The 24585-nt window shown below is 65.7% G+C and carries 22 protein-coding genes; 7 read left to right on the top strand and 15 right to left on the bottom strand.

Features of this window, described 5'->3' with window-relative positions; genetic code table 11:
* Positions 1 to 43 precede the first annotated feature (43 nt).
* The 5 genes from AAYO93_RS07950 to AAYO93_RS07930 form a co-directional block, all read right to left on the bottom strand.
* The gene (locus AAYO93_RS07950) at positions 44 to 970 is read right to left on the bottom strand and encodes an ABC transporter substrate-binding protein (RefSeq protein ID WP_345764442.1); all 927 of its coding nucleotides are present in this window, start codon (positions 968 to 970) and stop codon (positions 44 to 46) included.
* Positions 971 to 992: 22 nt separating this feature from the next.
* Positions 993 to 1739 (bottom strand): ABC transporter permease, encoded by a 747-nt coding sequence (locus AAYO93_RS07945; protein ID WP_345764441.1) that lies wholly within the window; start codon positions 1737 to 1739, stop codon positions 993 to 995.
* Positions 1736 to 2440 (bottom strand): ABC transporter permease, encoded by a 705-nt coding sequence (locus AAYO93_RS07940; RefSeq protein WP_345764440.1) that lies wholly within the window; start codon positions 2438 to 2440, stop codon positions 1736 to 1738. The genes AAYO93_RS07945 and AAYO93_RS07940 overlap by 4 nt, the downstream gene beginning before the upstream one ends.
* Positions 2437 to 3321, bottom strand: a complete 885-nt coding sequence (locus tag AAYO93_RS07935) for an ABC transporter ATP-binding protein (protein ID WP_345764439.1) — start codon at positions 3319 to 3321, stop codon at positions 2437 to 2439. The genes AAYO93_RS07940 and AAYO93_RS07935 overlap by 4 nt, the downstream gene beginning before the upstream one ends.
* A gap of 238 nt (positions 3322 to 3559) precedes the next feature.
* A complete protein-coding gene (locus tag AAYO93_RS07930) occupies positions 3560 to 4222 on the bottom strand; it encodes a TetR/AcrR family transcriptional regulator (RefSeq protein ID WP_345764438.1) in 663 nt (220 codons plus the stop codon).
* 214 nt (positions 4223 to 4436) lie between these two features.
* Here AAYO93_RS07930 and AAYO93_RS07925 point away from each other — a divergent pair, with 214 nt between their 5' ends.
* The 3 genes from AAYO93_RS07925 to AAYO93_RS07915 are packed head-to-tail and all read left to right on the top strand — an operon-like array spanning position 4437 to position 7692.
* Positions 4437 to 5504 carry an App1 family protein gene (locus AAYO93_RS07925; RefSeq protein WP_345764437.1) on the top strand — a complete coding sequence of 356 codons (1068 nt, stop codon included), beginning with the start codon at positions 4437 to 4439 and terminating at the stop codon, positions 5502 to 5504.
* A gap of 35 nt (positions 5505 to 5539) precedes the next feature.
* Positions 5540 to 6631 carry a winged helix DNA-binding domain-containing protein gene (locus tag AAYO93_RS07920; protein WP_345764436.1) on the top strand — a complete coding sequence of 364 codons (1092 nt, stop codon included), beginning with the start codon at positions 5540 to 5542 and terminating at the stop codon, positions 6629 to 6631.
* Positions 6632 to 6648: 17 nt separating this feature from the next.
* A complete protein-coding gene (locus AAYO93_RS07915; protein ID WP_345764435.1) occupies positions 6649 to 7692 on the top strand; it encodes an FUSC family protein in 1044 nt (347 codons plus the stop codon).
* A gap of 91 nt (positions 7693 to 7783) precedes the next feature.
* On the opposite strand, the gene AAYO93_RS07910 is transcribed toward AAYO93_RS07915, so the two are convergent.
* From AAYO93_RS07910 to AAYO93_RS07880, 7 genes are all read right to left on the bottom strand, one after another.
* Entirely contained in the window at positions 7784 to 8341 is a 558-nt protein-coding gene (locus AAYO93_RS07910) for a YceI family protein (RefSeq protein ID WP_345764434.1), read from the bottom strand.
* 105 nt (positions 8342 to 8446) lie between these two features.
* Positions 8447 to 9445 (bottom strand): glycoside hydrolase family 3 N-terminal domain-containing protein, encoded by a 999-nt coding sequence (locus AAYO93_RS07905; protein WP_345764433.1) that lies wholly within the window; start codon positions 9443 to 9445, stop codon positions 8447 to 8449.
* 235 nt (positions 9446 to 9680) lie between these two features.
* Positions 9681 to 10688, bottom strand: coding sequence for a carbohydrate ABC transporter permease (locus AAYO93_RS07900; protein WP_434056677.1), 1008 nt, complete (start codon positions 10686 to 10688; stop codon positions 9681 to 9683).
* The gene (locus AAYO93_RS07895; protein ID WP_345764432.1) at positions 10685 to 11626 is read right to left on the bottom strand and encodes a carbohydrate ABC transporter permease; all 942 of its coding nucleotides are present in this window, start codon (positions 11624 to 11626) and stop codon (positions 10685 to 10687) included. Before AAYO93_RS07895 ends, AAYO93_RS07900 begins: the two co-directional genes overlap by 4 nt.
* 91 nt (positions 11627 to 11717) lie before the next feature.
* Positions 11718 to 13094, bottom strand: a complete 1377-nt coding sequence (locus AAYO93_RS07890) for an extracellular solute-binding protein (protein ID WP_345764431.1) — start codon at positions 13092 to 13094, stop codon at positions 11718 to 11720.
* A 99-nt stretch (positions 13095 to 13193) separates the two neighbouring features.
* The gene (locus tag AAYO93_RS07885) at positions 13194 to 14912 is read right to left on the bottom strand and encodes a glycoside hydrolase family 13 protein (protein WP_434056676.1); all 1719 of its coding nucleotides are present in this window, start codon (positions 14910 to 14912) and stop codon (positions 13194 to 13196) included.
* A 193-nt stretch (positions 14913 to 15105) separates the two neighbouring features.
* Entirely contained in the window at positions 15106 to 16116 is a 1011-nt protein-coding gene (locus AAYO93_RS07880) for a LacI family DNA-binding transcriptional regulator (RefSeq protein WP_345764430.1), read from the bottom strand.
* A 72-nt stretch (positions 16117 to 16188) separates the two neighbouring features.
* Here AAYO93_RS07880 and AAYO93_RS07875 point away from each other — a divergent pair, with 72 nt between their 5' ends.
* From AAYO93_RS07875 to AAYO93_RS07865, 3 genes are read left to right on the top strand one after another with little or no spacing between them, the layout of a single operon-like run.
* Positions 16189 to 17022, top strand: a complete 834-nt coding sequence (locus tag AAYO93_RS07875; RefSeq protein WP_345764429.1) for a UbiA family prenyltransferase — start codon at positions 16189 to 16191, stop codon at positions 17020 to 17022.
* Positions 17023 to 17033: 11 nt separating this feature from the next.
* On the top strand, positions 17034 to 17663 hold the full coding sequence (locus tag AAYO93_RS07870) for a hypothetical protein (RefSeq protein WP_345764428.1): 630 nt from the start codon (positions 17034 to 17036) through the stop codon (positions 17661 to 17663).
* Positions 17660 to 17872, top strand: coding sequence for a DUF6186 family protein (locus AAYO93_RS07865; protein WP_345764427.1), 213 nt, complete (start codon positions 17660 to 17662; stop codon positions 17870 to 17872). The genes AAYO93_RS07870 and AAYO93_RS07865 overlap by 4 nt, the downstream gene beginning before the upstream one ends.
* A gap of 13 nt (positions 17873 to 17885) precedes the next feature.
* Here the strand turns inward: AAYO93_RS07865 and AAYO93_RS07860 are convergent, their stop codons facing one another.
* From AAYO93_RS07860 to AAYO93_RS07850, 3 genes are all read right to left on the bottom strand, one after another.
* Positions 17886 to 19196, bottom strand: coding sequence for an LCP family protein (locus AAYO93_RS07860; RefSeq protein WP_345764426.1), 1311 nt, complete (start codon positions 19194 to 19196; stop codon positions 17886 to 17888).
* 164 nt (positions 19197 to 19360) lie between these two features.
* Positions 19361 to 21070 carry a SulP family inorganic anion transporter gene (locus AAYO93_RS07855; protein ID WP_345764425.1) on the bottom strand — a complete coding sequence of 570 codons (1710 nt, stop codon included), beginning with the start codon at positions 21068 to 21070 and terminating at the stop codon, positions 19361 to 19363.
* A gap of 32 nt (positions 21071 to 21102) precedes the next feature.
* Positions 21103 to 21798: a GNAT family N-acetyltransferase gene (locus AAYO93_RS07850; RefSeq protein ID WP_345764424.1), complete on the bottom strand. Its 696-nt coding sequence runs from the start codon at positions 21796 to 21798 to the stop codon at positions 21103 to 21105.
* 127 nt (positions 21799 to 21925) lie between these two features.
* Between AAYO93_RS07850 and AAYO93_RS07845 the strand changes: the two genes are divergently transcribed.
* A complete protein-coding gene (locus AAYO93_RS07845) occupies positions 21926 to 24550 on the top strand; it encodes a glycoside hydrolase family 38 C-terminal domain-containing protein (RefSeq protein WP_345764423.1) in 2625 nt (874 codons plus the stop codon).
* Positions 24551 to 24585: the final 35 nt, after the last annotated feature.

Genomic DNA, 24585 nt, shown 5'->3' with positions numbered 1-24585 from the left:
GGCGGCGATCCGGATCATCCGGATCGCCGCCTTCGTCGTTCGATCAGCTGAGGTTGTGGTCGGCTAGCCACTTCTTGGCGGCGTCGGCCGGCGAGACCTTCTGCGCTCCCTGGTTCTCACTGTTCAGCTCGATCAGGTCGGCGGTGGTCAGCGCTGCAGACACCTTGTTCAGGACGTCCTTGACCGTGGTATTGGCTTTCTTCGAGTTGATCAGCGGCACGACGTTCTGGGCGAGGATCATGTGTTTGGGATCATCCAGCGTCACGAAGCCGTCATCTTTGATCGCCGGCGTCGTCGTGTAGATGTCGGCGAGCTGAACTTCGCCGTCTTTGAGCTTCGCAATCGTCTTGGGACCGCCGCTGTCGTTCACGGCAATGAGCTCCGAGGTGACACCGTACTGGCTTTTGAGCCCGGGGATGCCATAGGGTCGTGTCGCGAATTCGGGGTTCGCCGCGACCTTGAGCGGAATCTTCACCGCGGCGAGGTCGGCAAGGCTCTTGACGTTGTACTTGTCGGAGAACGCCTTCGTCACGTTGTAGGAGTCGGCGTCCTGTGCCTGCGACTGGTCGAGCACCTCGAATCCGGCGGGAAGAGCCTTCTGGAGAGCCGCATACACATCGTCGCTCGACTGTACAGTCGTCGACTTGTCATAGTTCTGAAGCAGGTTGCCCGTGTACTCCGGAACGAGATCGATCGATCCGTCCTGCAGTGCGGCGAGATAGACCGCGCGCTGTCCGATGTTCAGGTTGCGATTCACCTTCACTCCCTTCGCTTCGAGCGCCTGGGCGTAGATCTCCGCGATGATCTCGTTCTCGCCGAACGCGGCGGACCCGACCGTGATGGTTCCAGCGGAGCTCGAGGAGGTGCTGCCGCTGTCAAGCGCATTGCCGGACGAGCACGCGCTGAGAGCGAGCAGCGCCCCCGCGGCGAGCACGCCTGCGGCGATGCGGCCTCTTCTTGATGCAAACATGATTTCTTCCTTTTCTCTTTCTCTACTCGGTGGTGCTTTCCTGAGTGGGCACACCTACCACCGCGCGACGACGCGAAGTCTTCACACGGACATCTGCGACGCGGGATACGACGACCCCGCGAGGGACGACGAGCCGCTGGATGATCGCGAACACGCCGTCGGTCACCAGGGCGAGGGCGACCACAAGGATCGAACCCGCGAGCATCTCGTCATACGCACGGATCGGCAGCCCGTCGATGAGGTACCTGCCGAGTCCTCCGACGGGGAGGAATGCCGCAACCGTCCAGGTCGCTATGACCTGCAGCATTGCTGCCCTCAGACCGCCGATCAGAAGCGGGAGCGCCAACGGCAGTTCGACCTTTCGCAGCACCTGGAGTTCGGTCATACCCATAGCGCGGGCTGCATCGACCGTGCCCTTGTCGACCGCGTCGACGCCGGCGTAGGCCCCGGCCAGAACCGGCGGTATCGCGAGCAGAGTCAGAGCGATCAGTGGCGGGATCAGATCGGGCGCGGTGAGCTCGAGTGAGAGGAACACGACGAGACCGAGTGTGGGGATGGCGCGGAGCGCCCCGGAAACGGAGACGGCGAACCCCCGACCACGTCCGGTGTGACCGATTGCGAGCCCGATCGGAATGGCGATGACCGCAGCGATCAGCAGGGTGATGCCCGAATACCAGATGTGCTCCCACATACGCACGGGAATGCCGTTCGGTCCGACCCAGTGCGCAGGATCACCGATCCAGGCGAAAGCGGCGACGAAATTGATCATGCTTCTGTCACCGCCCGTACCTGCTCACGCCGCGTCACCCTGCGGTTGCGTCGATCGACCCTGGTCCAGGGCCACAGGACGCGGCCCAGCAGCAGCAGGATGCCGTCGAACGCGAACGCGATCGCCATCACAGCCAGGATTCCGACCACGACCTCCTCGGGGAAGGACCGCTGGTATCCGTCGATGAAGAGATTGCCGAGGTTGTTGACCCCGATCAGCGACCCGACGCTGACGAGGCTGACCGTGCTCACCGAGACCACTCGGAGACCGGCGAGCAGGACCGGGCCGGCCAGCGGCAGCTCGACGGCCCAGAATCGACGCCAGCCCGAGAACCCGACCGCAGTGGCGGACTGCAATACGTCACCGGAGACGGAGCCGAGCGCATCCGCCGTCGTTCTCACCATGAGTGCGAGCGCATAGATCGTCAGAGCGACGATCACGTTGACCGGGTTCAGGATCTTCGTGCCGATCAGCGACGGCATCGCGATGAAGAGCGGCAGGGACGGGATCGTGTAGAGGATGCCGCCGATCGTGAGCAGGGTCCCCCGCGACGCATGGTACCGGTTGGCCACCCAGCCGATCGGAAGCGAGATCAGGAAACCGAAGATGATCGGGGGGATGCTCAGTCCGATGTGGATGACAGTGAGCTGCCAGACCTGGCCATAGTCGATGAGGCCGAAATTCGACCACAGCCAGCTCACGGCGCTTCCTCACCCTGCGCCGGAGCACCCGCGCCCAGAAGGGTCGCGGCCTTTGCTTCGTGGGCGGATGCGCCGGCGAGCACACCTGCGGTGCGTCCGTCGCTGTCGACCAGGATCTCACCGGTCGAGGTCTGTTCGATGTGGAGCGCGCGCTTGCCTCGTTCGGCGCCGACGAACGACGCGACGAAGTCGTCGGCCGGGTTGCTCAGGATCTCGGCCGGCGTGCCCTTCTGTGCCACGATTCCGCCCGTGCGGAAGATCACGACCTGCTCACCGAGAAGGAACGCCTCGTCGATGTCGTGCGTGACGAAGACCACGGTCTTGTCGAGTTCGCGCTGGAGGTGGAGGAGCTCCTGCTGCAGGTCGTCGCGCACGATCGGGTCTACCGCGCCGAACGGCTCGTCCATGAGCAGGATGTTCGGGTCGACCGCGAGACCGCGCGCCACACCGACGCGCTGCTGCTGCCCGCCCGACAGCTGGCTCGGATACTTGTCGGCGAGCGAGCGGTCGAGTCCCACGGTGTCCATCAACTCGAGTGCGTTCTCGTGGGCCACCCGCTTCTTCACGCCACGCAGGAGCGGAACCGTCGCGATGTTGTCGGCGACCTTGCGGTGCGGAAGCAGGCCGGAGTTCTGCATGACGTAGCCGATGCTTCGTCGCAGGTGGACGGGCGCGAGCGTGGAGATGTCTTCGCCGTCGATCTCGATCGTCCCGCTGGTCGGATCGACCATCCGGTTGATCATGCGCAGGATGGTCGTCTTACCGCTCCCCGATGAACCGACGAGCACCGTGATCTTGCGCGACGGAATCACCAGCGAGAAATCGCGGACCGCCACAGTTCCGTCGGGGAACTGCTTGGTCACCGAGCGGAACTCGATCATCTTTGCGGCTCATTCCTCGAGGAAGGTTTCGGATCAACACGTGCCAGATGTTCAACCCAAACACCATTCGGAGCGTTTGGCAAAGACGGATTGCATTTTGTGAAGGGGATCTTCAGCAATCGCCGACCGCCTTGCTGCGTTTCATGAAGACAACGCTGCCTCAGGCCACCGACATTCCCACTCGCGAGCGGGAACCGCAAGCGCCTCGACCGATCGGCGCTCGCCGATCGGGACGGATTCAGGCCGTCGCGCCCTCGTCGTAGCGTTTCGCCAGGTATTCGCGGATGACTACGCGCGCTTCGTCGATGAACCTCTCGTCGCCCTGCGGGTCGAGTAGGAACGCGCGAGTGATCAGCGAATCGGCGATCTCCACGGCGACCTCGAGACGGAAGTTCAGCTGGTCGCCGGCCGGGAGGCCGAACTCCTCGGCCAGGATGTCGGCAAACCGGTGCGCGAAGAAATCGTCGCCGACGCCCGTGTCGACGGAAACGTTCTGACGTTGCGCGTCTGTGAACCGGATGATGCGGAAGCCGGGCTCGGTGCGGAACATCTCCACGAACGCGTCGATGGCGCACTCCATGGCGTCCCACCAGTGGTCCGGCGAGGCCTTGTGGATGCCTTCGACCACGGCGTGGCGGTACCGCTGCAACGCTCGATCGCGCAGTGCCTGCAAGAGCACGATGCGGTCGGGGAAGTACCGGTACACGGTCCCGATGGATGCGTCCGCGCGCTCGGCCACCATCGCGGTCGTGAGACGGTCGAAACCGATCTCGTCGACGACTTCGGCGGCGGCGTCCAGAAGCGCATCGATGCGCGCGGCACTGCGTTCCTGGATGGGCTCGGTACGAACGAGAGGTACTCCCGACTGGCCTTGGCTGGTCGCGAGATCATTGATGGGCACTAGGGCTACTCCTTCTTTCCTGCATGTCCACAATACGGCGCTGCGGGTCCCCAGCCCTGCGACGAGTCGATCGCCGCGATGATTGGATCATAAACCGGGAATCCCTCATTTTTCCTGTAAAGCCTGTGGCGCGTCGCAGGAAATGCACATGTCACGCGGCGCGAGCCCGCCGCGTGGCCCTGAAACCCGGCCGGTTCATGAGAAACTGGCACATATGGCCCGTTCACCCGAGGATCGCGGCGCGAGCGTCGAGCCCATCATGCATCGAGCCGCGCGCATCGAGGACGCCTTCCACGATTTCCGTGCGAAGCGTGCGCGCAAAAAGGGCTTCCTCTCGACCGTCGTGCCGTACACCGGATACGGTGCGCCGACCTGGGCGCGCATCCTGGGCCGAATCGTTCTCGCACGCGAGCCTCGGCCAGGGAGCCGCGCGGAACGCGCCAACCGCAAGCGCGAGGAGAGCATCCGGGGCTGGAGATCCTTCATCAGCGTCCCGGTGAACGACGAGACGGTCACCATCGAGATCGAGGGCATGACCCACGAGGTGCGTCCGGACCGTGGCGGAGTGATCGATGTCGTGATCCCCGTCCAGCTCGCGCCGGGGTGGCACACCGTACGCATGTACACGGCGGATTCGCGGGGTGCTGTCGAGTCGCCCGTCTTCATCGTCGACCCGTCCGCGACGTTCGGCGTGATCTCGGACATCGACGACACGGTCATGGTGACGGCACTCCCCCGCCCCTTCCTGGCGTTCTGGAACACCTTCGTACTCGACGAGCACGCGCGTGTTCCGACTCCGGGGATGGCGGTGCTTCTCGAACGACTCGCAGCGACCCATCCGGGAACACCGGTCATCTACCTGTCGACCGGCGCGTGGAACGTCGCGCCGACCATCAAGCGGTTCCTCTCGCGCAACCTCTTCCCTGCGGGCCCCCTGCTGCTCACCGACTGGGGCCCGACACACGATCGCTGGTTCCGCAGCGGGCGCGAGCACAAGGAGTCGAGCCTCGTTCGACTCGCAGAGGAGTTCCCCGGCCTCCGCTGGCTCCTCGTCGGCGACGACGGTCAGCACGACGAGATCATCTATGGCGAGTTCACGACGAGACATCCGGAGAACGTCTCCGCTGTGGCCATCCGCCAGCTGTCGACAGGTGAGGCTGTGCTCGCCGGTGGCCGCTCCAAAGCCGAGAAGCACTCCGAGACGAGCGGCGTGTCCTGGGTGTACTCCCCCGACGGCGCAGGTCTTAGCGACCAGCTCACAGACCTGGGCCTCCTGAGCTGACGCGTCCTGTCGGCGGCTGCCGCAATACTGGACACATGCCGACGCACGCGGGATACGCCGACCTCTTCCGATTCCGTCAGGCCGCCCAGGCGCTGACGGAATCCCTCGAATCGCCTCTGGCCGTCGCCGAGCGCATGCTCGCCACGCAGGCACAGGATTTCGCGGCGGGCTGCTGGGCGCTCGGCGTCCGCTCCGAAGGCGCGAAACAGACGGATGTGATCACCTCGCTCGAGCGGGGCGAGATCGTGCGCTCCTGGCCGATGCGTGGCACCCTGCATTTCGTCCCGGCGAGCGAACTCGGGTGGATGCTCAGGCTCACGATGCCGCGCATGATCAAGGGACTGGCGACCCGGCACCGCCAGCTCGAACTCGACGATGCAGACCTCGCTCGCGCACGCGACATCGTCGTCGATGAGCTGTCGGGCGGCCGATCATTGGGTCGCGCGGAGTTGATGGAGCTCTGGGAGCGTCACGGCATACGCACCACGGGCCAGCGCGGCTACCATCTCATTTTCTACCTGGGCCAGACCGGCGTACTGTGCTGGGGTCCGCCCCATCGCACCCAGCAGTCGCTCGTACTCCTGGCCGAATGGGCGCCGAACCAGCGGATCCTCGGCGACGACGAGGCCCTCGGCGAATTCCTTCTGCGTTACCTCGCCGGACATGGTCCTGCCACGCTCAAGGACTACATCTGGTGGACCAAGGGGACGATGGCCGGCGCGAAGGCGGGACTCGCGCTCATCCGGGACAGGCTCACGTCGTTCGAGGTGGACGGTGTGACGTACTGGATGACGTCGGAACTCGCCGATTCGGCACCCGCCGCTCGCCCTCGGGCGGTCCACCTCCTGCCCGGCTTCGACGAGTACCTCCTCGGTTACCAGGATCGAAGTCCTGTCCTCGCTCCCGAATTCGCCGACCGGGTCGTTCCCGGCGCGAACGGCATCTTCAAACCCCTCATCGTCTCCAGAGGTCGTGTCGCGGGCACCTGGCGGCGGGCGGCCAACGGTTCGCGCGTGGCGATCGAAGCAGACCCTTTCGCTCCCCTCGCGCCGGGCGAGAAGGCCAGCCTGGCGACCTCTGTCCGCAGCTACGGCCGGTTCCTGGGTCTGCGCGGTGAGGTCGCCTGACGCCGTAGCCTTGACTCGTGCGATTGCCAACGACCTTGCGAGCACCAGCGCGCATCCCGCTGCTGCAGGTTGCGAAAACGGCTGTCGCGATGATTCTCGCGTGGCTCATCGCGGGCACGTTCCTCCCCACCCAGTTGCCGATCTTCGCAGCGATCGCCGCGCTTCTGGTGGTCCAGCCGAGTGTCAACCAGTCGATCGGGCGCGCGATCGAGCGGAGCATCGGCGTCATCGTCGGAGTGGTGATCGCCTACGCCGTCGGACTCCTCTTCGGCACGACGAGCTGGATCGTGCTGCTCGCGGTCGTCGTCGCGATCTTCCTCTCCTGGGCGCTGAAGCTGACCCCCGGCACTGCGAACCAGGTTCCGATCACGGCGATGCTCGTGCTCGCCATCGGCGCGCTCTCGCCGGGCTACGCGTTCGTGCGCATCATCGAGACGGTGATCGGCGCGATCATCGGCATCATTGTGAACATCGCGATCGTCCCGCCCGTGCTGATCGGCCCCGCACGCAACTCGGTCAACGCCCTCGGTAACGAGGCGGCAGCGACACTCGATCGTCTGGCCGCTGCGCTGATGACACCCCAGTCGCAGGCGCAACTCGATGAGCTGCTCATCACCGCGCGCCTGCTGCGCCCCATGCAGAAGAAGACCGAGGCAGACCTGACCCAGGCACGCGAGAGCCTCACACTGAATCCGCGGCAGTCACGCCACAGACGGGATCTGGACGCCGTCGACGCCTTCTTCAGCCGTCTCGGCCCAGTGATCACACGGATCCTGGGAATGACGCGCGCCTTTCACGACCGCTATGACGACAGCATTTCGCGGGAGCCGACGGTCGAGGCCATCGCCGATGAGCTGAGCCGCGCATCCCACGACCTCAGGCTGCTCTCGCGCGACCCGACTGCGGCTCCCGAGCCCGAGTCCGTGACCGCGGACATCCCGGTGCTGACGGCTCCGCTGTCGGTGGCCGCGCCCAATTCGCGGCACTGGGTGCTGATCGGCTCGCTCGTCGAGGACCTCCGTCGGATCCATGACGAGATCACCGGAGAAGACGGCCCGTGAAACGAGCACCCCTCGAAGGAACGCCGCTTAAGCGAGCTCAGGGGCCCCGAAAGTGCGGGACCCCTGAGAAATCGATTGTATTGCTGTCGAACTAGGCCTGAGCGAGAACGGCCTGGAGTTCGAGGGTGATCGTGACCTTGTCGCCGAGAAGCATGCCGCCGGTCTCGAGTGCCGCGTTGTACGTGAGACCGAAGTCCTCACGGTTGATCTCGGTCTTGGCGGTCGCGCCGGCCTTGTAGTTGCCGTACGGGTCCTGGCCGAAACCGCCGAAGTCGAAGTCGAACGTGACCGGCTTGGTGACGCCCTTGATGGTCAGGTCGCCGTCGACGAGGAAGTCGCCGCCTTCGACACGCACGCCCGTCGAGACGAAGTCGATGGTCGGGTGCTCCTCTGCGAGGAAGAAGTCTCCGGTGCGGAGGTGGGCGTCGCGGTTCTTGTCCTTGGTGTTGACCGAGGCGACATCGGCCTTGGCCGTGACAGTCGACTCGAGCGGGTTCTCAGCGGTCACGAAGGTCGCGTCGAAGTTCTCGAACACACCCTTGACCTTGCTGATCGTGAGGTGGCGGATGCTGAACCCGACCTCGCTGTGCGACGGGTCGATGGTCCAGGTTCCGGCCTTGTATCCGGGGATGGTGACGTTTTCGGACATAGTGATCTCCAATGGTTGACTCGGTGGGAGTGGGGGACTTTCTCGTCCGATGTATGCAAGCGCATAGATATCCCGGTTATTCCGAGATCGCGAAAATTCTTCCGATCAGTCGCCGGATACTGCCAGCGATCGCCGCAGACGCAGCAGTTTGCGCGCATCCCCGTCGATCTGGGAAAGCGAGATCCGCCCGGAGTCGACCGCTGCGACGATCGCGTCGATGACGTGTCCTGGGTCGACTCCGTCTTCGGACGGGTCGGTGCCCAGGACGAACAACAGCATCGTGTTCCCCGCAGCAAGTGCGCGCACCGCGTTCTCTCCGGGGTCCTGGTACTGCGCGACTCCGGAGTCCTGCAGCATCCGCATGTCGTCTGTGATCGTCACACCGTCGAACCCGACCTCGTCTACGAGGATGCGGTGCCACACGGCGGATAGCGACGCGGGTGCGCTGTCGACCGCGCTGTAGACGAGATGCCCGAACATGACGACGTCTGCGCCGCCCTTCACCCCCGCCGCGAACGACGGCTCATCGCGTTCACGCCACTGATCGAGCGACACCGGCGTCGTCGGGATGGACAGATGCGAGTCGGCCTCGACCTCGCCGTGCCCGGGAAAATGCTTGAGCGTCGAAAGCACCACACCCTTCTGTCCGGCGACGGATGCAGCGACCCGGCTGCTCGCATCCGCCGGCGTCGTTCCGAGCACGCGATCGAAGATGAACGAATGCGGATCGGCCGTCACGTCGGCGACCGTCCCGAAATTGAGAGAGATGCCCGCCGCCTTCAGCAGGGCCGCGCGGCTGGCGGATGCCGCGCGGGTCGCATCCGGAGCCTCGCCCTTCAGCTGATCGGGACCCGGAGCCGTGTCCTCCGGCAGTCGCCTGACGATGCCGCCTTCCTCATCCGTCGCCGTGAGCACCGGAAGCCCCGGATCCGAGCTGATCGCGGCCGTCTCGGCGCGAAGTGCGGCCAATCCCGGCGGGATGTTGTCGCCCATCAGGATCAGGCCGCCCAGACCGTAGCTGTCGACGAACGAGCGCAGGGCCATGCCGTCGACGCCCGGCCGGTGGAGCATGAGAAGGCTCGCGACCTTCTGTCTCAGCGTCATCGACGCGAGGCGGGCCTCCGCATAGGCATCAACCGGATCCGGTGCGGCAGTTTGCGGCGATCGGGACGGCGACGGGGAGGGAGTTACGCTCGCCGTCGATGCGCAACCCGCGAGTATGAGCCCCGCGACCGCGAGCACGACCGCCACGCGGCGGGAGCGTCCGCGTCGCCCGGAAACCGTCTCTCGCGCTGACACCGTCCGATGGTAACCGCGCCACCCGGACGGAACCTGCACATCAGCCCTTGACGGCGCCCCCCAGTCCTGCGCTGCGAAGGAACAAACCTTGGAACACGAGGAAGAGAGCGATCGGGATGAGGGTGGAGATCGCGAGCGCTGCGAGGAAGACGTCCAGCTCGATCGCCGCCTGCAGGTTCGGCAGGCGGACCGAGAGCGGCTGGATGGCCGGATCCTGCAGTACGAGCATCGGCCAGAGATAGTCCTTCCACGCCGCGATGATCGCGAAAACGGAGACGACTCCGAGGATCGGTTTGGACATCGGCAGCACAATCGACCAGAACAGGCGGAACGGGCCTGCGCCGTCCGTGCGTGCCGCCTCGAACACCTCCCGGGGAAGGTTGTCGAAGAACCGTTTCACCAGGACGACGTTGAACGCGTTGGCGCCCGCGGGCAGCCACACGGCCCAGAACGTGTTGATCAGCGAGGTGCCGATCAGCGGCGGGTTGAGGATGGTCAGGTAGAGCGGAACGAGCAGCACTACCGCGGGCACGAAGAGGGTTCCGAGCACGAGGCCGTGGATCACGTTGCCGTACTTCGGCCGTAGAACGCTCAACGCATAGCCGGCGGTCGTCGCGACGACGATCTGACACGCCCACGACCCGGCAGCGACCCAGATCGTGTTCACGAACTGCACGTCGATGTGCACGGTGGACCAGGCTGTTGAGACGATCGACCAGTCCACGCCGTGCGGGAAGATCGCCATCGGTGTCCTGAGCGTGTCCGCCGTCGGCGTGATCGCCGACTTCGCAAGCCAGAGCAATGGGCCGAGGCCGACGATGAAGAGGATCACCAGCAGAACGATGTGCAGAGTCCTGTTCGTCCAGCGGGTCCGGCGCCGGCGCCAGTCGGATGGCGACAGGATGCCGCGGTCCGGACTGTCCTGCGCCGCCTTCTCCTTGCGCCTGCGCCGGGGTCGCCTCGGTGGGCCGCCCGCGACGCCGGCACTCTCGATCTCGTCGGTCATCACGTTCATGACCTCAGGCGTGAAGTCGGTCGAGGTGGTCAATTCTGGCTCCAGGACTTGGTGAGGCGGAAGTACACGAGTGAGAGGACGGCGAGGAACACCGCGAGCATCAGGCTGAGCGCCGTCGCGGCCCCGTAGTCGCCGCCGAGACTGTTCTGGAACGCGTAGCGGTAGATGAGCAGAAGGATGGTGACCGTCGAGTTGACAGGACCGCCCGCCGTGAACAAGAAAGGTTCGAGGAACACCTGTGCGGTGCCGATGATCTGCAGGATCAGGGTGATGAGGAGGATGCCGCGGAGCTGCGGCAGCGTCACGTGCCAGATCTTCTTCCAGATGCTCGCACCGTCGACCTCTGCCGCGTCGTACAGCTCGGGCGCTACGCCGGTCAGCGCTGCGAGATAGATGATGATCGTGCCGCCTGCGGCCGCCCAGGTCGCTTCGACGACCAGGGACGGCATGGCCTGCGTCGCACTTTGGATCCATGGCTGTGGCGGAATCCCGACCCAGCCCAGGATGGTATTGAACACGCCCGTCGGGCTCGCGTCGTAGAAGAACTTCCAGAGCAGGACCGCGACCACGGGCGGAACGACCACCGGAAGATAGGCCAGCGCGCTGTACAGGCCCTTCGCCCGCTTGACCTCGCTCATGAGCACGGCCGCGATCAACGGCACGGGGTAGCCGAGGATGAGCGCCAGGAGAGCGAACCACGCCGTATTGCCGATGGCCGTCCAGAACAGCGGGTCATGGACGACCTGGACGAAGTTGTCCCAGCCGACCCAGGTCGGCGTCGAGACCAGGTTGGTGTGCTGGAAGCTCATGATGATGGCCCGCACGATGGGGTACCACGAGAAGAGCCCGAAGATCAGGAGCATCGGGAGGAGGAAGACGAGTGTGCTCAGACCGCCTCCCCGAAGCCAGGTGGCTGGGTTGCGTCTGACGACTCTGCGCGAGTTCGTTCTCGGCCGGTCGATGGCTGTCATGGATCTGCCTTTTCTGTGCGGTGCGGAGTTCGCCGAAAGCGGCTGAAGGCTGGCGGGGCGATCGACGCCCCGCCAGCCTCGCAGCTGCTGGTTACTTGTCTGCGTCGACCAGCGCCTGGATGTTCGTGTCCACGGTGCTGAGGAGCTTGTCGATGTCAGCGTTCTTGTCGGTGAGCACGGCCTGCACCACCGAGTCGAGCGCTCCGTAGAGCTCCTGCGTGTGCTTGTTCGGCTCCGGCACGAGGTTTGCGTCGAAGATCTTGTCGGTGAACGGCGCCACATTCTCGAGCGGGATGTTCACCTCGTCCTTGATCCACGACAGCGTCTGGTCGTACGTGGCCTTGTCGAACACCGGCAGGCTGGGAACGCCGACCGGCTGGTTCGATGCGGCGAGGGTCTTCGCGTCGGCGACGGCCTGGTCCTGGTCGAGCAGCTTCTGCATGTAGTAGAAGTCGATCCACTTGACTGCGGCGGCACGCTCGGCGGCGCTCGACTTCGGGCTGACCGCCGCGACGTTTCCACCGACCAGGACGCCGGCGTCACTGCTGTCCGCCACCGGAAGCATGGCCAGGCCGTAGTTCTTCGGGTCGACCTTGTCCTGCTGCACCAGAGCGGTCAGTACGTCCGATCCGCTCGGGTACATCGCGATCTGGCCGGCGCCGAACGCCTGGTTGATTCCGCTCCAGTCGAGCAGGAAGTTGCTGCCGACCGAGTTGTCCTGCCAGCGCATGTCGTGCAGGAACTGCAGCGCCTCCTTGGTCACGGGGTTGTTCGTCGTGACCTTGGTCTTGCCGTCGCTGACCGTCTGCATGCGTCCGCCGCGAGCGTAGACGGTGGTGGTGAGTTCCCAGCCGCCGGTGTTGCCCTTGGTCATCTGCATGTAGCCCGCCACACCGGGGACCTTCTGCGAGATGGTCTTCGCGTCCTGACGGACCTCATCCCAGGTTGTCGGCGGCTTGTTCGGGTCGAGACCGGCCTTCTGGAAGATCTCCCGGTTGTAGGACAGCCCCATGGCGTACGGCCCGTAGGGGATGCCGTAGATCTTGTCGCCGTCCTTCGCGACCGCCAGGATGTTCTCGTTGAACTTGTCCGCGTACGGCAGCGTGTTGACCTCTGCGGTGATGTCTGCGAGCTGGCCGGCCTGCAGCAGCGACTGCGAGTCGGTGAACGGCACGTTGAAGACGTCGGGCAGCGTTCCGCCGGCGAGCTGCGTGGCGAATGTCGGCCCGGTCCACTGGTATTCCTCGGACTTGACGACGATGTCGGGGTTCGCCTTCTCGAACGCCTTCACACGGTCGTCGAACGCCTTGAATGCGGACTTGTCGCTGCCGGGGATCAGGCTGGCGACCGTGATGTGCGTCTTGCCGTCGCTACTGTCCCCACTGCCCGAGCTCGAGCAGCCGGCCAACAGGCCGACGCCGGCGAGCGTGATCGCCGCGACTGCGGCGACCGTTCTTGGTGACCTCATTGTCGGTTCCTTTCGGAGTGTGTTTGTTGTTTCTGTGGGTTTGTCATTGCTGGTGGTGCGTTGCGCGTCGTGGCGGGGTTCCGCGACGCTCTCCGGCGGCTAGTGCTGTGTTCGTAGCCACGCCGTGGAGTCCGGGGGCAGGAGTCCGTGTTCGAGCGGACTGCTGCTGAGCAGGATGGCCGTGTGCTCCGGGAGCGCGACCGGCGCATCCGAGAGGTTGGTGACGTTCACGAAGTGCTCGCCACGGGCGAATACGAGCACGTCGTCTGCGCTGTCACGCCAAGCGAGCGGACCGTCGCCGAGTCCGTCGGTCTTGCGGCGGATGCGCAGTGCCTGGCGGTACAGCCAGAGCATGGAGGCGGGATTGCTCTGCTCCGATTCCACGGTGAGGTGCGCCCACGATTCCGGCTGCGGAAGCCACGGTTCGTCGGAGGCGTCGGCCGGGCTGAAGCCGAAGGGCGGGCGGATGCCGCGCCACGGGAGCGGAACACGGCAGCCGTCGCGACCCGGGTCGACTCCGCCCGAGCGGAAGTGCATGGGATCTTCGAGGCGATCGGCCGGAAGGTCTTCGACCTCGGGGAGCCCGAGTTCGTCGCCCTGGTAGATGTAGAGGGAGCCGGGGAGCGCGGCCGTGAGGAGCGCTGCCGCTCGCGCGCGGCGCTCGCCCAGCGCGAGGTCGGTCGGGGTCCCGGCGCGCTTCTTCAGGAACGCGAACGAGGTGTCCGCGCGGCCGTAGCGGGTGACGGGCCGCGTCACGTCGTGATTGGACAGCACCCAGGTCGACGGCGCGTTCACCGGCGCGTGGGCGGAGAGGGTCTCATCGATGGAGGTCCGGAGCTCTTGCGCCTTCCAGGGCCGGGCGAGGAAATCGAAATTGAACGCAGTGTGCAGTTCGTCCGGACGCAGGTACATCGCGAACCTGTCGATGTCGGGCAGCCAGATCTCTCCGACGAGTACACGGGTGCCCGGGTACGAGTCTGCGATCGCACGCCAGCCCCGGTAGATCTCGTGGAGTTCGTCGCGGTCCTGGTTGGGATGCTCGCCTGGCCCGGGGTCCTGCGGGACCTCGGGAAGCGTCTCATCCTTGACGAGAAGGGCCGCAGAGTCGATGCGGACTCCCGCCACGCCCCTGTCGAACCAGAATTCGAGGATGGCCTCGTGTTCGGCCCTCACATCCGGATGGTTCCAGTTCAGGTCCGGCTGTTGCGGCGTGAACAGGTGAAGGTACCACTCGCCGGGGGTGCCGTCGGGGTTGGTGGTCCGGGTCCAGGTCTCCCCCGAGAAATTGGACACCCAGTTGGTCGGCATCTCATCGCCGTCGGGTCCCCGTCCCGGACGGAACCAGAAACGCTCGCGTTCGGGTGACCCCGGGCCTGCGGCCAGCGCCGCCTGGAACCACGGATGGAGGTCGGATATGTGATTCGGCACCACATCGATGATGGTGCGGATGCCGAACTCCAGCGCTTCCTGGATGAGGGCTTCGGCTTCCGCCAGCTGCCCGAACGCGGGGTTGATGGTGCGGTAGTCGGCGACGTCGTAGCCACCGTCGGCGAGCGGTGACTCGTACCAGGGAGTGAACCAGATCGCGTCGACACCGAGGTCCCGGAGGTAGCCGAGGTGCTTGCGGACACCGGCCAGGTCGCCGATGCCGTCGCCGTTCCCGTCGGCGAAGCTGCGGATGTAGATCTGATAGATGACCGCGCTGCGCCACCACACCGGGTCGTTCTGCGGTGGCACGGCGGGCCGCGCGATCGCGGTCTGCGCTGCGCGGGCGGACGCCGGTGACTCTGGCTGGGCAGCGAGCACGGGAAGATCCACTCGGAGTCCTTCTCAATCGGGCGACTCCTGCTGCTCGCGCTGCGAGTGTCGGGTCGACGTGTTCGTTCGGGTTGCGACCGCGTCGAACCGTCCGGCGCCGTCGTCGAACGCAAACGTAGCGTTATCGACAGATTGATGCAAGAACTAAACAGAACGTAAGTTATTTGCGTACTTTGCATTCCGTTGCGAGGGATCACCGCTCGCGAACAGGACCCGTCGAGCCCCGAACAACGAGTTCGGGCTCGAAGAACAGCTCATCAGAAATGGCCGAATCGCTCGAGATCTGACGCAGGAGGAGTTCGATCACCGTGCGGCCCATCGGTTCGATGGGCTGGCGCACCGTCGTCAGCGGCGGCTCGGTGCAGTTCATCAGTGCGGAGTCGTCGTAGCCGATCACCGAGACATCGCCCGGGACCGACAGTCCGGCCCGCCGCACCGCCCGGATCGCGCCGAGAGCCATCGGATCGCTCGCGCACACGATTGCCGTCACGCCCGCCGCCAGCAGTCGCGTCGCCGCAGCCTGACCCGCTTCCAGCGAGTAGAGGGAATGCACGACGAGCTCGTCGTGGAATGGCAACGCCCAGGATGCGACGACGCGCTTCGCAGCCGCGAGCTTGCGCTGCGAGGGCACGTGGTCGCGCGGCCCCAGCAGGAGGCCGATTCTCTCATGACCCAGCTGACGCAGGTGATTCAGCGCTTGTTCCGTGGCCACGGAGTCGTCGCACGAGACGGTCGCGAAGTCCAGGTCGTCCACCGGCGCGTTCACGAGCACGGTGGGCAGATTGAGGTCGGTCAGCCGCGCATAGTGATCGTGCGACGCGTCCTGCTGGGCATAGGCGCCGCCCACGAAGACCACCCCGGAGACCTGCTGCTGGAGGAGGAGCTCGACGTAGGCCGACTCGGAGATGCCGCCCGCCGTCTGGGTGCAGAGCACGGGCGTGTAGCCGTTCTGGGCGAGCGCGCCCCCGATCACTTCGGCGAAGGCCGGAAAGATCGGGTTCTGCAGTTCGGGCAGCACGAGACCCACGAGCCGGGCCCGCTCGCCGCGGAGTTTGCTGGGTCTTTCGTACCCGAGGACGTCGAGCGCGGTCAGAACCGCCTGCCTCGTCGCATCCGACACTCCGGGCTTCTCGTTGAGCACGCGGCTGACCGTCGCTTCACTGACACCGACCTTGCGAGCCACTTCGGCCAAACGTTTCGACATGCCTAGATCATACGCAATTCATTGCAAGATCACGCAAATTGTTTACATTTCCCGAGTCACTAGCATGTGGTCATGCCGAAAACGGTCCGATCCCTGCTGCTGGCCAGCCATCCGGGTCCGACCGTCGTCGTCACACTCGTTGCCGGCGTACTCGGATTCGGGCTCGCGTACGCACCCGCACGGCTCCTACTCCTGATGGCCGCGATCCTTGCCGGGCAGCTCTCGATCGGATGGTCGAACGACTGGATCGACGCCGGGCGCGACGCCGCCGTCCACCGTCCGGACAAGCCCGCTGCACAGGGCGCCGTCGCCGTGAGTGTCGTGCGTACGTCGGCATTCGCCGCCGCCGCGGCCATGGTCGTGCTCTCCCTGCTGCTCGGACCGCTCGCCGCCCTCACCCACATTGTCGCGGTGGCCATGGGCTGGGCGTACAACCTCGGCCTCAAGAACACGCCGATATCCGTGCTTCCGTACGCCGTCAGCTTCGGGCTGCTTCCCGCGGTGGCGACGCTGGGCCAACCGGTTCCGCAGTTCCCGGCGCCCTGGGTGATCGTCGTCGGTGCGCTGCTCGGCGTCGCCGCGCACTTCACGAACGTGCTGCCCGATCTGGCCGACGACCGCGACACGGGTGTGCGCGGACTCCCGCATCGCCTCGGGGCACGCGCATCCGGCTATATCGCTTTCGCCTGTGTGGCGGTCGCGACCGTCATCCTGACCTTCGGTCCCGGTCCGCATCCCGGACCAGCGCTCTTGGTCGGCCTGGTCGCCGGACTCGTGATCGTCGCAGTCGGCGTCGTCCTGGTGGCGCGCACGAACACCACGCGCATCCTCATGCGCCTGATCATGGCCTGCGCACTGATCGACGTCGTGATGCTCGCGCTTGCGGGGCAGTCGACAGCGCTCTGAGGCGTACTCTGGTGATCGCCATGGCAATGGATCGACCAGCAGAGTCGGAGCGCGCCGAACAGACCGTCGCGCGTTCCGCAACCGTCACGCGTGTCGCCTGGATCGTCATCCTCACGTTGACCGGCGCTTTCCACATCTTCCGCGGCGCTCCCGTCGACGGACTGATCTTCCTCGGCGGCGCTCTGGTGGTCGCAGCGGATGCGCTGGGCCGGCTGAACTTCCGAGTATTGAACCGAGAGCGGCACCCGCGCCGGATCCTTCTGGTGGTGCTGATGGCCGTACTGCTTCTCGTCCTCGCTCTCGCCCCGATCTATGGCGGCGTGGAGACCGTGGTCGTCGTGGCGATCGGGATCGCGCTCATCCCGATCACGTGGCCGCAACCGACGGTTCCGGCGCCGCGCGCTCGTCCGGAAGCTGTCCGCCGGGCGGCCGTGGTGTGGACCGTCATCGCCGTTGCGGGGGCTGCCTGGGAGATCGGGGCCTACTTCATGAGCAGGCCGTCACTGGCGGCCGAGTACGACTTCCCGCCGCTCTCCGATCTCATCGATCCGTTCGTGGCGTCGCCGGTCGGCCGGGCCGTGCTGATCGCGTTGTGGCTCGCCGGCGGTTACGCGCTGATCAAACGTGGGAGGGCGTCGTGACCCGGGTTGTCACCATCGCCGGATTCATCGCGTGCGGCGTGGCCATGCTGGTTCTCGTCATCACCTCGCGGCGGCAGGAATCCCGGCTTGCGAGCTTCGGTGAGCTGCTCGACGGCGTCATGCAGGATCGTGCCGCCCGCGTGACGATCGTGCTGTTCTGGTGGTGGCTCGGCTGGCATTTTCTCGTCACGCCGCCGCTGGCCGCCTGAGACGCGATCCGACTCAGCCGTTGCCCTTCGTACAGGTCTGCTGCGCGGCGGTCTGCCCGGTGATGGAGGACGGCAGCACCACGGGCGCAGGACCCGACGGGGTCGGCGTCGCCGCTGGGGCCGGAGCTGTGGTCGCCCCCGGTGTCGTGGTCGGAGCTGCCGTCGGAATCGGTGCCGGCGTCGGCACGTTCGGGTTGAGCTCCGCCGCCCGGCCAGGCGTTCCCGTGAGCTGGATCGGCTGGTCGTTGACGAGGGCGTCGTCCAGGACCTGTGCGTCATCGCTCTGGGGGATCACACGATTGACGTTGTCGGGGTCCGTGATCACCGGGTATTGGATGAAGGTCATCTTGTCGAGACCGGTGTCCTTCAACGCAAGCGCGATCTGCACCATGGTCGTCGGGTTCGTCAGGGTGTCCGAGAGGGTCATGTTGGTCGCGGCCGCCTTGGCGAGCGGGTACAGCTGGAACGGGTTCGCGAGGACACCCCCGCTGACGATCTTGCGCGCCAGCGCCGACAGGAACACCTGCTGGTTGCTGATGCGGCCCAGATCGCTTCCGTCGCCGACACCGTGGCGGCTGCGGAGGAAGGAGAGAGCCTCCGCTCCCACGATGGTCTGTTGACCGGCCGCGAGGTCCAGCGGCGGATTCGTGTACTTGTCCACCACCGGCGACGCCAGGCAGACCGTCACTCCCCCGACCGCGTTCGACATCGCGCTCACGCCGTCGAAGCTGATCTCCGCCGCGAACGGGATGGAGACGCCGGTGAGTTTCTCGACGGTGAGCACGACGCACGACAGCCCGCCGCGCGACAGCGTGGTGTTGATCATCGCTTTGTCCACGGAACCGTACGTGCCGCCGTTGGGCGAAGGACACTCCGGGATGGGGATCATCAGGTCACGCGGAAAGCTCACGACCGTCACGCTCTGGTGGTTCTGGGCGATGTGGAGCAGCATCGTCACATCGTTGTTCCCGGCCCCGGAACTGCCGTCGAGTTCATCGGCGCTGTTGAAGGCCCCGCCCTGCCCGGTGCGCGTGTCCGTTCCCGTGAGCAGCAGGTTCACGCCGCCGTCGATGGCCCCGATACTCGGGATCGGCCCGGCCGTCTTGCCGGGCGGCAGCGCCAGGTGCACTCCCGGCTTGATCGTTCGGGCGACATCCCACGCCGCGATCGCCGCGATCGATCCCCCGCTGACGATCAGCACACCGAGGGTGGCGACAAGCACTTTGGCGATGAACGCGAACGGCCGGCGTTTGTGCAGGCGACCATGACGAATCGACGGTGATCCACTGGATCGTCGCCGTCGAAGGGGCGCGCCGTCGCTCATCTGTGCAGTCCTTGTGGGGTTCTGCGTCGCGGAACCCGCGGCGCATGTGTCATCGACACATCGCGAGCACTATATTCGACCGCCGCCATGTGTTGGCTGTAAAACACTCGACCGAAACCATCCGGTAATCGCAGACTTCGTCAACGATCGTTCAGAAACCCCGGTCAGGCAGATTTTACCCCAGCAATCGCCTCGTCAACCGTCGCATAAGCGGGCGGGAGTCCCTCCCCGGCGTTCGCGAGGATGTCCCGAACCTGCCCGACGTCGCGTGCGAGTGCGAATGCGATGCCTTCGCGAGCGAGGTCGCGATTGAGGTTCGTCAGCATCTCGGTGGCCGAGACGTCGATTGATGGTGTGGTGCGCGCATCCAGCACCACGACTTTCGCGTCCACAGCCTTCGCTCGCAGCCGCACCTGTTCGCGCACATGGTCCGCGTTGCCGAAGAAGAGCCCGGCCTCGACCCGGACGACGAGCACGCCGTCGGGCGCGGTCACCTGCTGATTGCGCGCGAGGTCGAGCCACCCGCCGTTCGGGCCCTTGCCGAGGATCGCGATGTTCGGCTTCGACACCCGGAACAGCATCACCAGAAGCGACACGACGAGGCCGATGATCAGGCCGGGGAGCGTGTCGAAGATCAGCACGCCGAGCATCGCGGCGACGGCGCCGATGAAGTCGGCACGGCTGGCCATCCCGTAGATGCGGCTGAGCTCGGGTGTCGACACGCGAAACAGTCGGACGATCGCGGGGACGTCGACGAGTTCGATCACCGCGGCGATGACGATCGCGGCGAGCGTCGCCTCGGGCAGATTCTCGAACAGGGGCGTGAGGAACAGAAGGGTGAGGACGGTGAGCACCGCCATGAACAGGCTGGAGATGCCCGAACGCGCTCCTGCGCCGCCGTTCACGGCCGTCTTCGACAGGCTTCCGTTGACGACCATGCCGCTCATCAGACCGCTGCCGAGGTTCGCGGCTCCCATCCCGACCAGTTCCTTGTTCGCGTCGATGTCATAACCCGCTCGCGACGCGTAGGTCTTGGCCGCCCCCAACGCTTCCGCGTAGCCGACGATCAGCAGGCCCGCGGCCGGGCCGATGAGCTGGAGGTAGTCTCCGAGCGAACCGGCGAGCGGTATCCCGAGTGTCGGGAAGCCGGCCTCGATGTGACCGACGATCGAGACGCCCTTCGAACCGAGGCCGAAGAGGAGAACCGCTCCCACACCGAAGGCGACCGCGACGAGGGATCCCGGAACGAGCGGCAGCCAGCGTTTCAGGGCCAGCACGAGGATCAGGCTCAGCGCTCCGATGACGAAGGTCGGGATGTTCGTCGAGCCGAGGCGGGAGACGAATCCCCAGAGCTGTGCGAAGAAGTTGCCTTCGGTCGTGGGGACGCCGAAGAGTTTCGGAACCTGACCGATGATGATGGTGAGCGCGAGTCCGACGATGAATCCCTTGAGGACCGGCTCAGAGATGAACGACGCGAGGAAGCCGAATCTGAAGAGCCCGGCGATCACGCACAGGACACCCGTCGTGAGGGCGAGTGCCGCCGTGTACGCCGCATACTTGGCGTCGCCATGGGGCACGAGGGCGGCGACGATGCTGGCCGACAGCGCTGCCGTTGCCGACATTGGTCCGACGATCAGGTGCTTCGAACTTCCGAAGATCGGGTAGAGAACCAGCGCGGGCAATGCCGCATAGAGGCCGATCACCGGCGAGACACCCGCGATGGATGCGTACGCCAGGGATTCCGGGATCAGAACCGCCCAGACGGCGAGGCCCGCGAGCAGGTCGTACTTGATCCACGCCGACTTGTATCCGCGCAGTGACGCGAAGAACAGTGGCGCCCTCGGCGGCTTGAGGTAGCTGACCGATGTCATCATGCCCACACACTACCGGGCACCTTTCGCGGGGCTCAGGCCCCCGGGCGGGCGAATACGAAGGTCATGTCGCGGCTCGGTTCGAACCCGAGCTTGCGGTACAGCCCGATGGCTCCGTTGTTCCCTTTCTCGACGTGCAGGAACGCGCGTTGTCCTTCACGATGGATGCCGGAGACGACCGCACGGACGAGGCGAGCGCCCATGCCCAGGCCTCGATACGCCTCGTCGGTGCAGACCGCACTCACTTCGATCCAGCCTTCGGGATTCATGCGCCGGCCCGCCATGGCGACGAGCCGGCCGTCGTCCCGGATGCCCACATAGCCGCCGAGGCGGACTGTCCCGAGCAGGAACGGCCCTGGTCTCGTGCGCTCGGCGAGGGCGAGCATCTCGGCCGCATCCGCTTCGCCGAGTGCCTCGATATCGTCCGCCCACGCATCGTCGACGCCCGATTCCACGAACTGGATGCCTTGGATGACCCGCAATGCCGTCCAGGTGTCGGGCACGTCGACGCGGGTCCCGACGATGACCCCTCCGCCATCCGGCCCGAGCAGTGCAGCCAGGTCCGCCCATGCGCCGGCAGTGGGCCCGTTCGGCATCCCGGCGAAGACCGAAACCAACGGGTCGTAACTGCGCGCGTCGCCGTGGATGCGCGCCAGCGAGGCGTGCGCACCGTTCAGGGAGGACCAAACCGGGTTCTCGAGTAGAGCGGTCTCTGGCTGGTCTCGCATCATCACAGCTCACGCTATTGCATCGCCGCCGGACGCGGCAATCTGGTAATCTCGCTTGCGTTGGGAACGTTACCAATGCCGGATATGCCGCCTCGGGGCACCGATTCGGCTGTCGATCAAGGAAGATGTGATGGCTCAGATCAAACGGATTCTCGTGGCGAACCACACGCACCACGACATCGGCTTCAACGACTACCAGGATGTCTGCTTCCGCCAGCACGGCGAGTTCGTGCGCGACGCCCTCGACCTGATCGAGGCGACCGCGTCGCGCGAGCCGGTGAGCCAGTACCGCTGGGTGTGCGAAGTGACGGGGCCTCTCGTCCGTTACCTGAAAGAAGCCGGACCGGCCGAAGTCGCGCGCTTCCGCTACTGGCAGGAGCGCGGCGCGATCGATGTCGCAGCCATGCAGTACAACCTCACTCCCCTGCTGTCGCCCGAGCAGATGCGCCGCAGCCTCTACCCCGTGCGGATACTCCGCGAGGAGATGGGCATCGATGTGCAGACTGCCATGCAGGATGACGTCAACGGCGTCAGCTGGATGTTCGCCGACCTCCTCCCGTCGATCGGCATCGACTTCCTCACCATGGCGATCAACCAATCGCGGGGGCGCGCGCCGCGTCCGTTCCCCGGCGCGTTCTGGTGGCAGGGTCCCGCTGGAGGCAGGCTGCTCACCTGGAACGGGTTCCACTACCTGTTCGGACGAAGCCAGGCCAAGCTGGGCGACTGGCGGTTCGTCGACGGGTCGCTCCCCCACTATCTCGATGCCCTCGAGGACTCAGACACCTTCCCGTACGACTTCCTCTACGTCGAGTCGACTCACCCGATGCGCGTGGACAACGGGCCGCCAGACGTCCGCATGGCCGACTTCGTGCGGGAGTGGAACGACCGCGGGCGCGAACCACGCATCGAGTTCAGCACGCCGCGCCTGTTCCGCCAGGAACTCGAAGCCCACGGAACCGCCGGACTTCCGACGGTTCGGGGGGACTGGACCGACTGGTGGGCCGACGGCGCAGGCTCGAGCGCATACGAGACCGGGATCAACCGCGCCACCCACGAAATCCTCGCATCGGCCGAGGTTCTGGCGGCCTGGGTGGTGGCGAGCGGCAGGTCGCCCCAGTTCGGAAAGGAGCTCGTCGAGAAGACGTACGAAGCGATGTCACTGTTCGACGAGCACACCTGGGGCGGATTCTCGAGCATCGACGCACCGGAGTCGCTCTTCACCCGCGCGCAGTGGAACCGCAAGGCGAGCTTCGCCTACCAGGCTGCGATGGAATCGCACGACATGCTCACGCGGTCGGCTCGCCAACTCGCCGATGCCCATGCCGAACGTGCCGTGGAGGGACGTTTCGACCTCGGCGATCTGGGAAGCGACCGGGCGTACCCGACAGACGACGCAGGCGAGCTGCTCATCTTCAACACTCTGCCGTTCGAGCGGACCGTCAACGTCGAGGTGCCCGAGTTCCGTGCCGGGGGCGCACCCGCGGGCATGCTGGAGAGCTTCTTCCCCCGGGACGTGCCCTGGGGAGGTCCGCCGACGAGCGACCTCGCCACGGTCCGCGTCACGGTTCCCGGCTTCGGCTACGCGTTCATCCACCCCTCGGACCACGCGGAGGCCGACGACCTCGTCGCCTCCGGCACGGCGATCGAGAACGAGTTCTACCGGGTCGAGGTCGATCCGCGCACGGGACGGATCTCATCGTGGTACGACAAACAGCTCTCCCACGAATTCGCGGACACGAGCGACCTGGGCGGCTTCGGCACCTACCTCCACGAAACGGTCGACAGCGCGCTCGGCCGCGACGCCCTATTCGTCAACGACTTCAGCGACTGGGACTTCGGTCATTGGGTGAAGAACCCGCCGTTCGATCGGGCTCGCGCCTCGACGGTCGAGTGCTCGCCCGCCCGCATCGACGCCGGAGTCGCGATCATCGAGATCGCGATCACCGGTCGCGGAATTCGTCGTGCCACCTGCCGGATCAGCCTCCCGACGAAAACGAAGACCCTGCACGTGGACTGGCTTCTCGACAAGGAACCCCAGACGGACCCCGAGTCGGTCTACATCCTCTTCCCCGTGAAGCTCGACGGGCACGAGTATGTCGTCGACCTCAACGGCACGCCGGTTCGGCCGAACGAAGACCAGCTCGCCGGCTCGGTTTTCGACTGGTACCCGACGCGTCGCTGGACGGATGTGAGCGACGGGATGCGCGGCGTGACGGTCGCTGCGCTCGACGCACCGCTCATGCAGCTGGGTGGTATCACGACGAACAAGGTCGGCGACCGGATCGAGCCGGAGCGTCCCGGGCTGGTCTCGTGGGCGCTGAACAATCACTGGATGGTGAACTTCAAAGCGAGCCAGGAAGGCCACATCCCCCTTCGCTACCGCTTCACCACGCACGCCGGGAGGTGCGACTACGCGGACGCCAACCGATTCGCACTCGAGGAGTCCGTGGCGCCCGTCGTGCTTCGCGACTACAAACCGACCGGAGCTGCGTCCGGAACCCTCTTCGAGCTGCCGGATCTGCCGGGGATCGAGGCGCACCTGAAGGTTGCGACGTTCGGCGACGGGCTGATCCTGCGCCTCAGGAACATCACGGCTGACGACGTGCGGATCCCGCTCGACGTTCTCCGGTCGAACGGGACTGTGTCAGCTGTCGACGTGCTCGAGCGGCCCAAGGCCCAGGAAACGCTGGACTCGTCTCCCGAGCAGCTGATTCCAGCTTTCGGTGAGGTGAGCATCCGCGTCACGCCGCGGTGAGTACTACTCGCCCAACACGAAACCCCTGATCGAAT

The sequence above is a fragment of the Diaminobutyricibacter sp. McL0608 genome, assembly GCF_039613825.1.
In the GTDB taxonomy this organism is placed as follows: Bacteria; Actinomycetota; Actinomycetes; order Actinomycetales; family Microbacteriaceae; genus Diaminobutyricibacter.
Note: the sequence above shows the minus strand (reverse complement) of the source record. Positions and strands in the feature narration are given on the sequence as shown.

Coding starts and splice junctions, on each gene's coding strand:
- AAYO93_RS07950 (WP_345764442.1), bottom strand. CDS start 970: ATGTTTGCATCAAGAAGAGGCCGCATCGCCGCAGGCGTGCTCGCCGCG.
- AAYO93_RS07945 (WP_345764441.1), bottom strand. CDS start 1,739: ATGATCAATTTCGTCGCCGCTTTCGCCTGGATCGGTGATCCTGCGCAC.
- AAYO93_RS07935 (WP_345764439.1), bottom strand. CDS start 3,321: ATGATCGAGTTCCGCTCGGTGACCAAGCAGTTCCCCGACGGAACTGTG.
- AAYO93_RS07925 (WP_345764437.1), top strand. CDS start 4,437: ATGGCCCGTTCACCCGAGGATCGCGGCGCGAGCGTCGAGCCCATCATG.
- AAYO93_RS07920 (WP_345764436.1), top strand. CDS start 5,540: ATGCCGACGCACGCGGGATACGCCGACCTCTTCCGATTCCGTCAGGCC.
- AAYO93_RS07910 (WP_345764434.1), bottom strand. CDS start 8,341: ATGTCCGAAAACGTCACCATCCCCGGATACAAGGCCGGAACCTGGACC.
- AAYO93_RS07905 (WP_345764433.1), bottom strand. CDS start 9,445: ATGACGCTGAGACAGAAGGTCGCGAGCCTTCTCATGCTCCACCGGCCG.
- AAYO93_RS07895 (WP_345764432.1), bottom strand. CDS start 11,626: ATGACAGCCATCGACCGGCCGAGAACGAACTCGCGCAGAGTCGTCAGA.
- AAYO93_RS07890 (WP_345764431.1), bottom strand. CDS start 13,094: ATGAGGTCACCAAGAACGGTCGCCGCAGTCGCGGCGATCACGCTCGCC.
- AAYO93_RS07880 (WP_345764430.1), bottom strand. CDS start 16,116: ATGTCGAAACGTTTGGCCGAAGTGGCTCGCAAGGTCGGTGTCAGTGAA.
- AAYO93_RS07875 (WP_345764429.1), top strand. CDS start 16,189: ATGCCGAAAACGGTCCGATCCCTGCTGCTGGCCAGCCATCCGGGTCCG.
- AAYO93_RS07860 (WP_345764426.1), bottom strand. CDS start 19,196: ATGAGCGACGGCGCGCCCCTTCGACGGCGACGATCCAGTGGATCACCG.
- AAYO93_RS07855 (WP_345764425.1), bottom strand. CDS start 21,070: ATGATGACATCGGTCAGCTACCTCAAGCCGCCGAGGGCGCCACTGTTC.
- AAYO93_RS07850 (WP_345764424.1), bottom strand. CDS start 21,798: ATGATGCGAGACCAGCCAGAGACCGCTCTACTCGAGAACCCGGTTTGG.
- AAYO93_RS07845 (WP_345764423.1), top strand. CDS start 21,926: ATGGCTCAGATCAAACGGATTCTCGTGGCGAACCACACGCACCACGAC.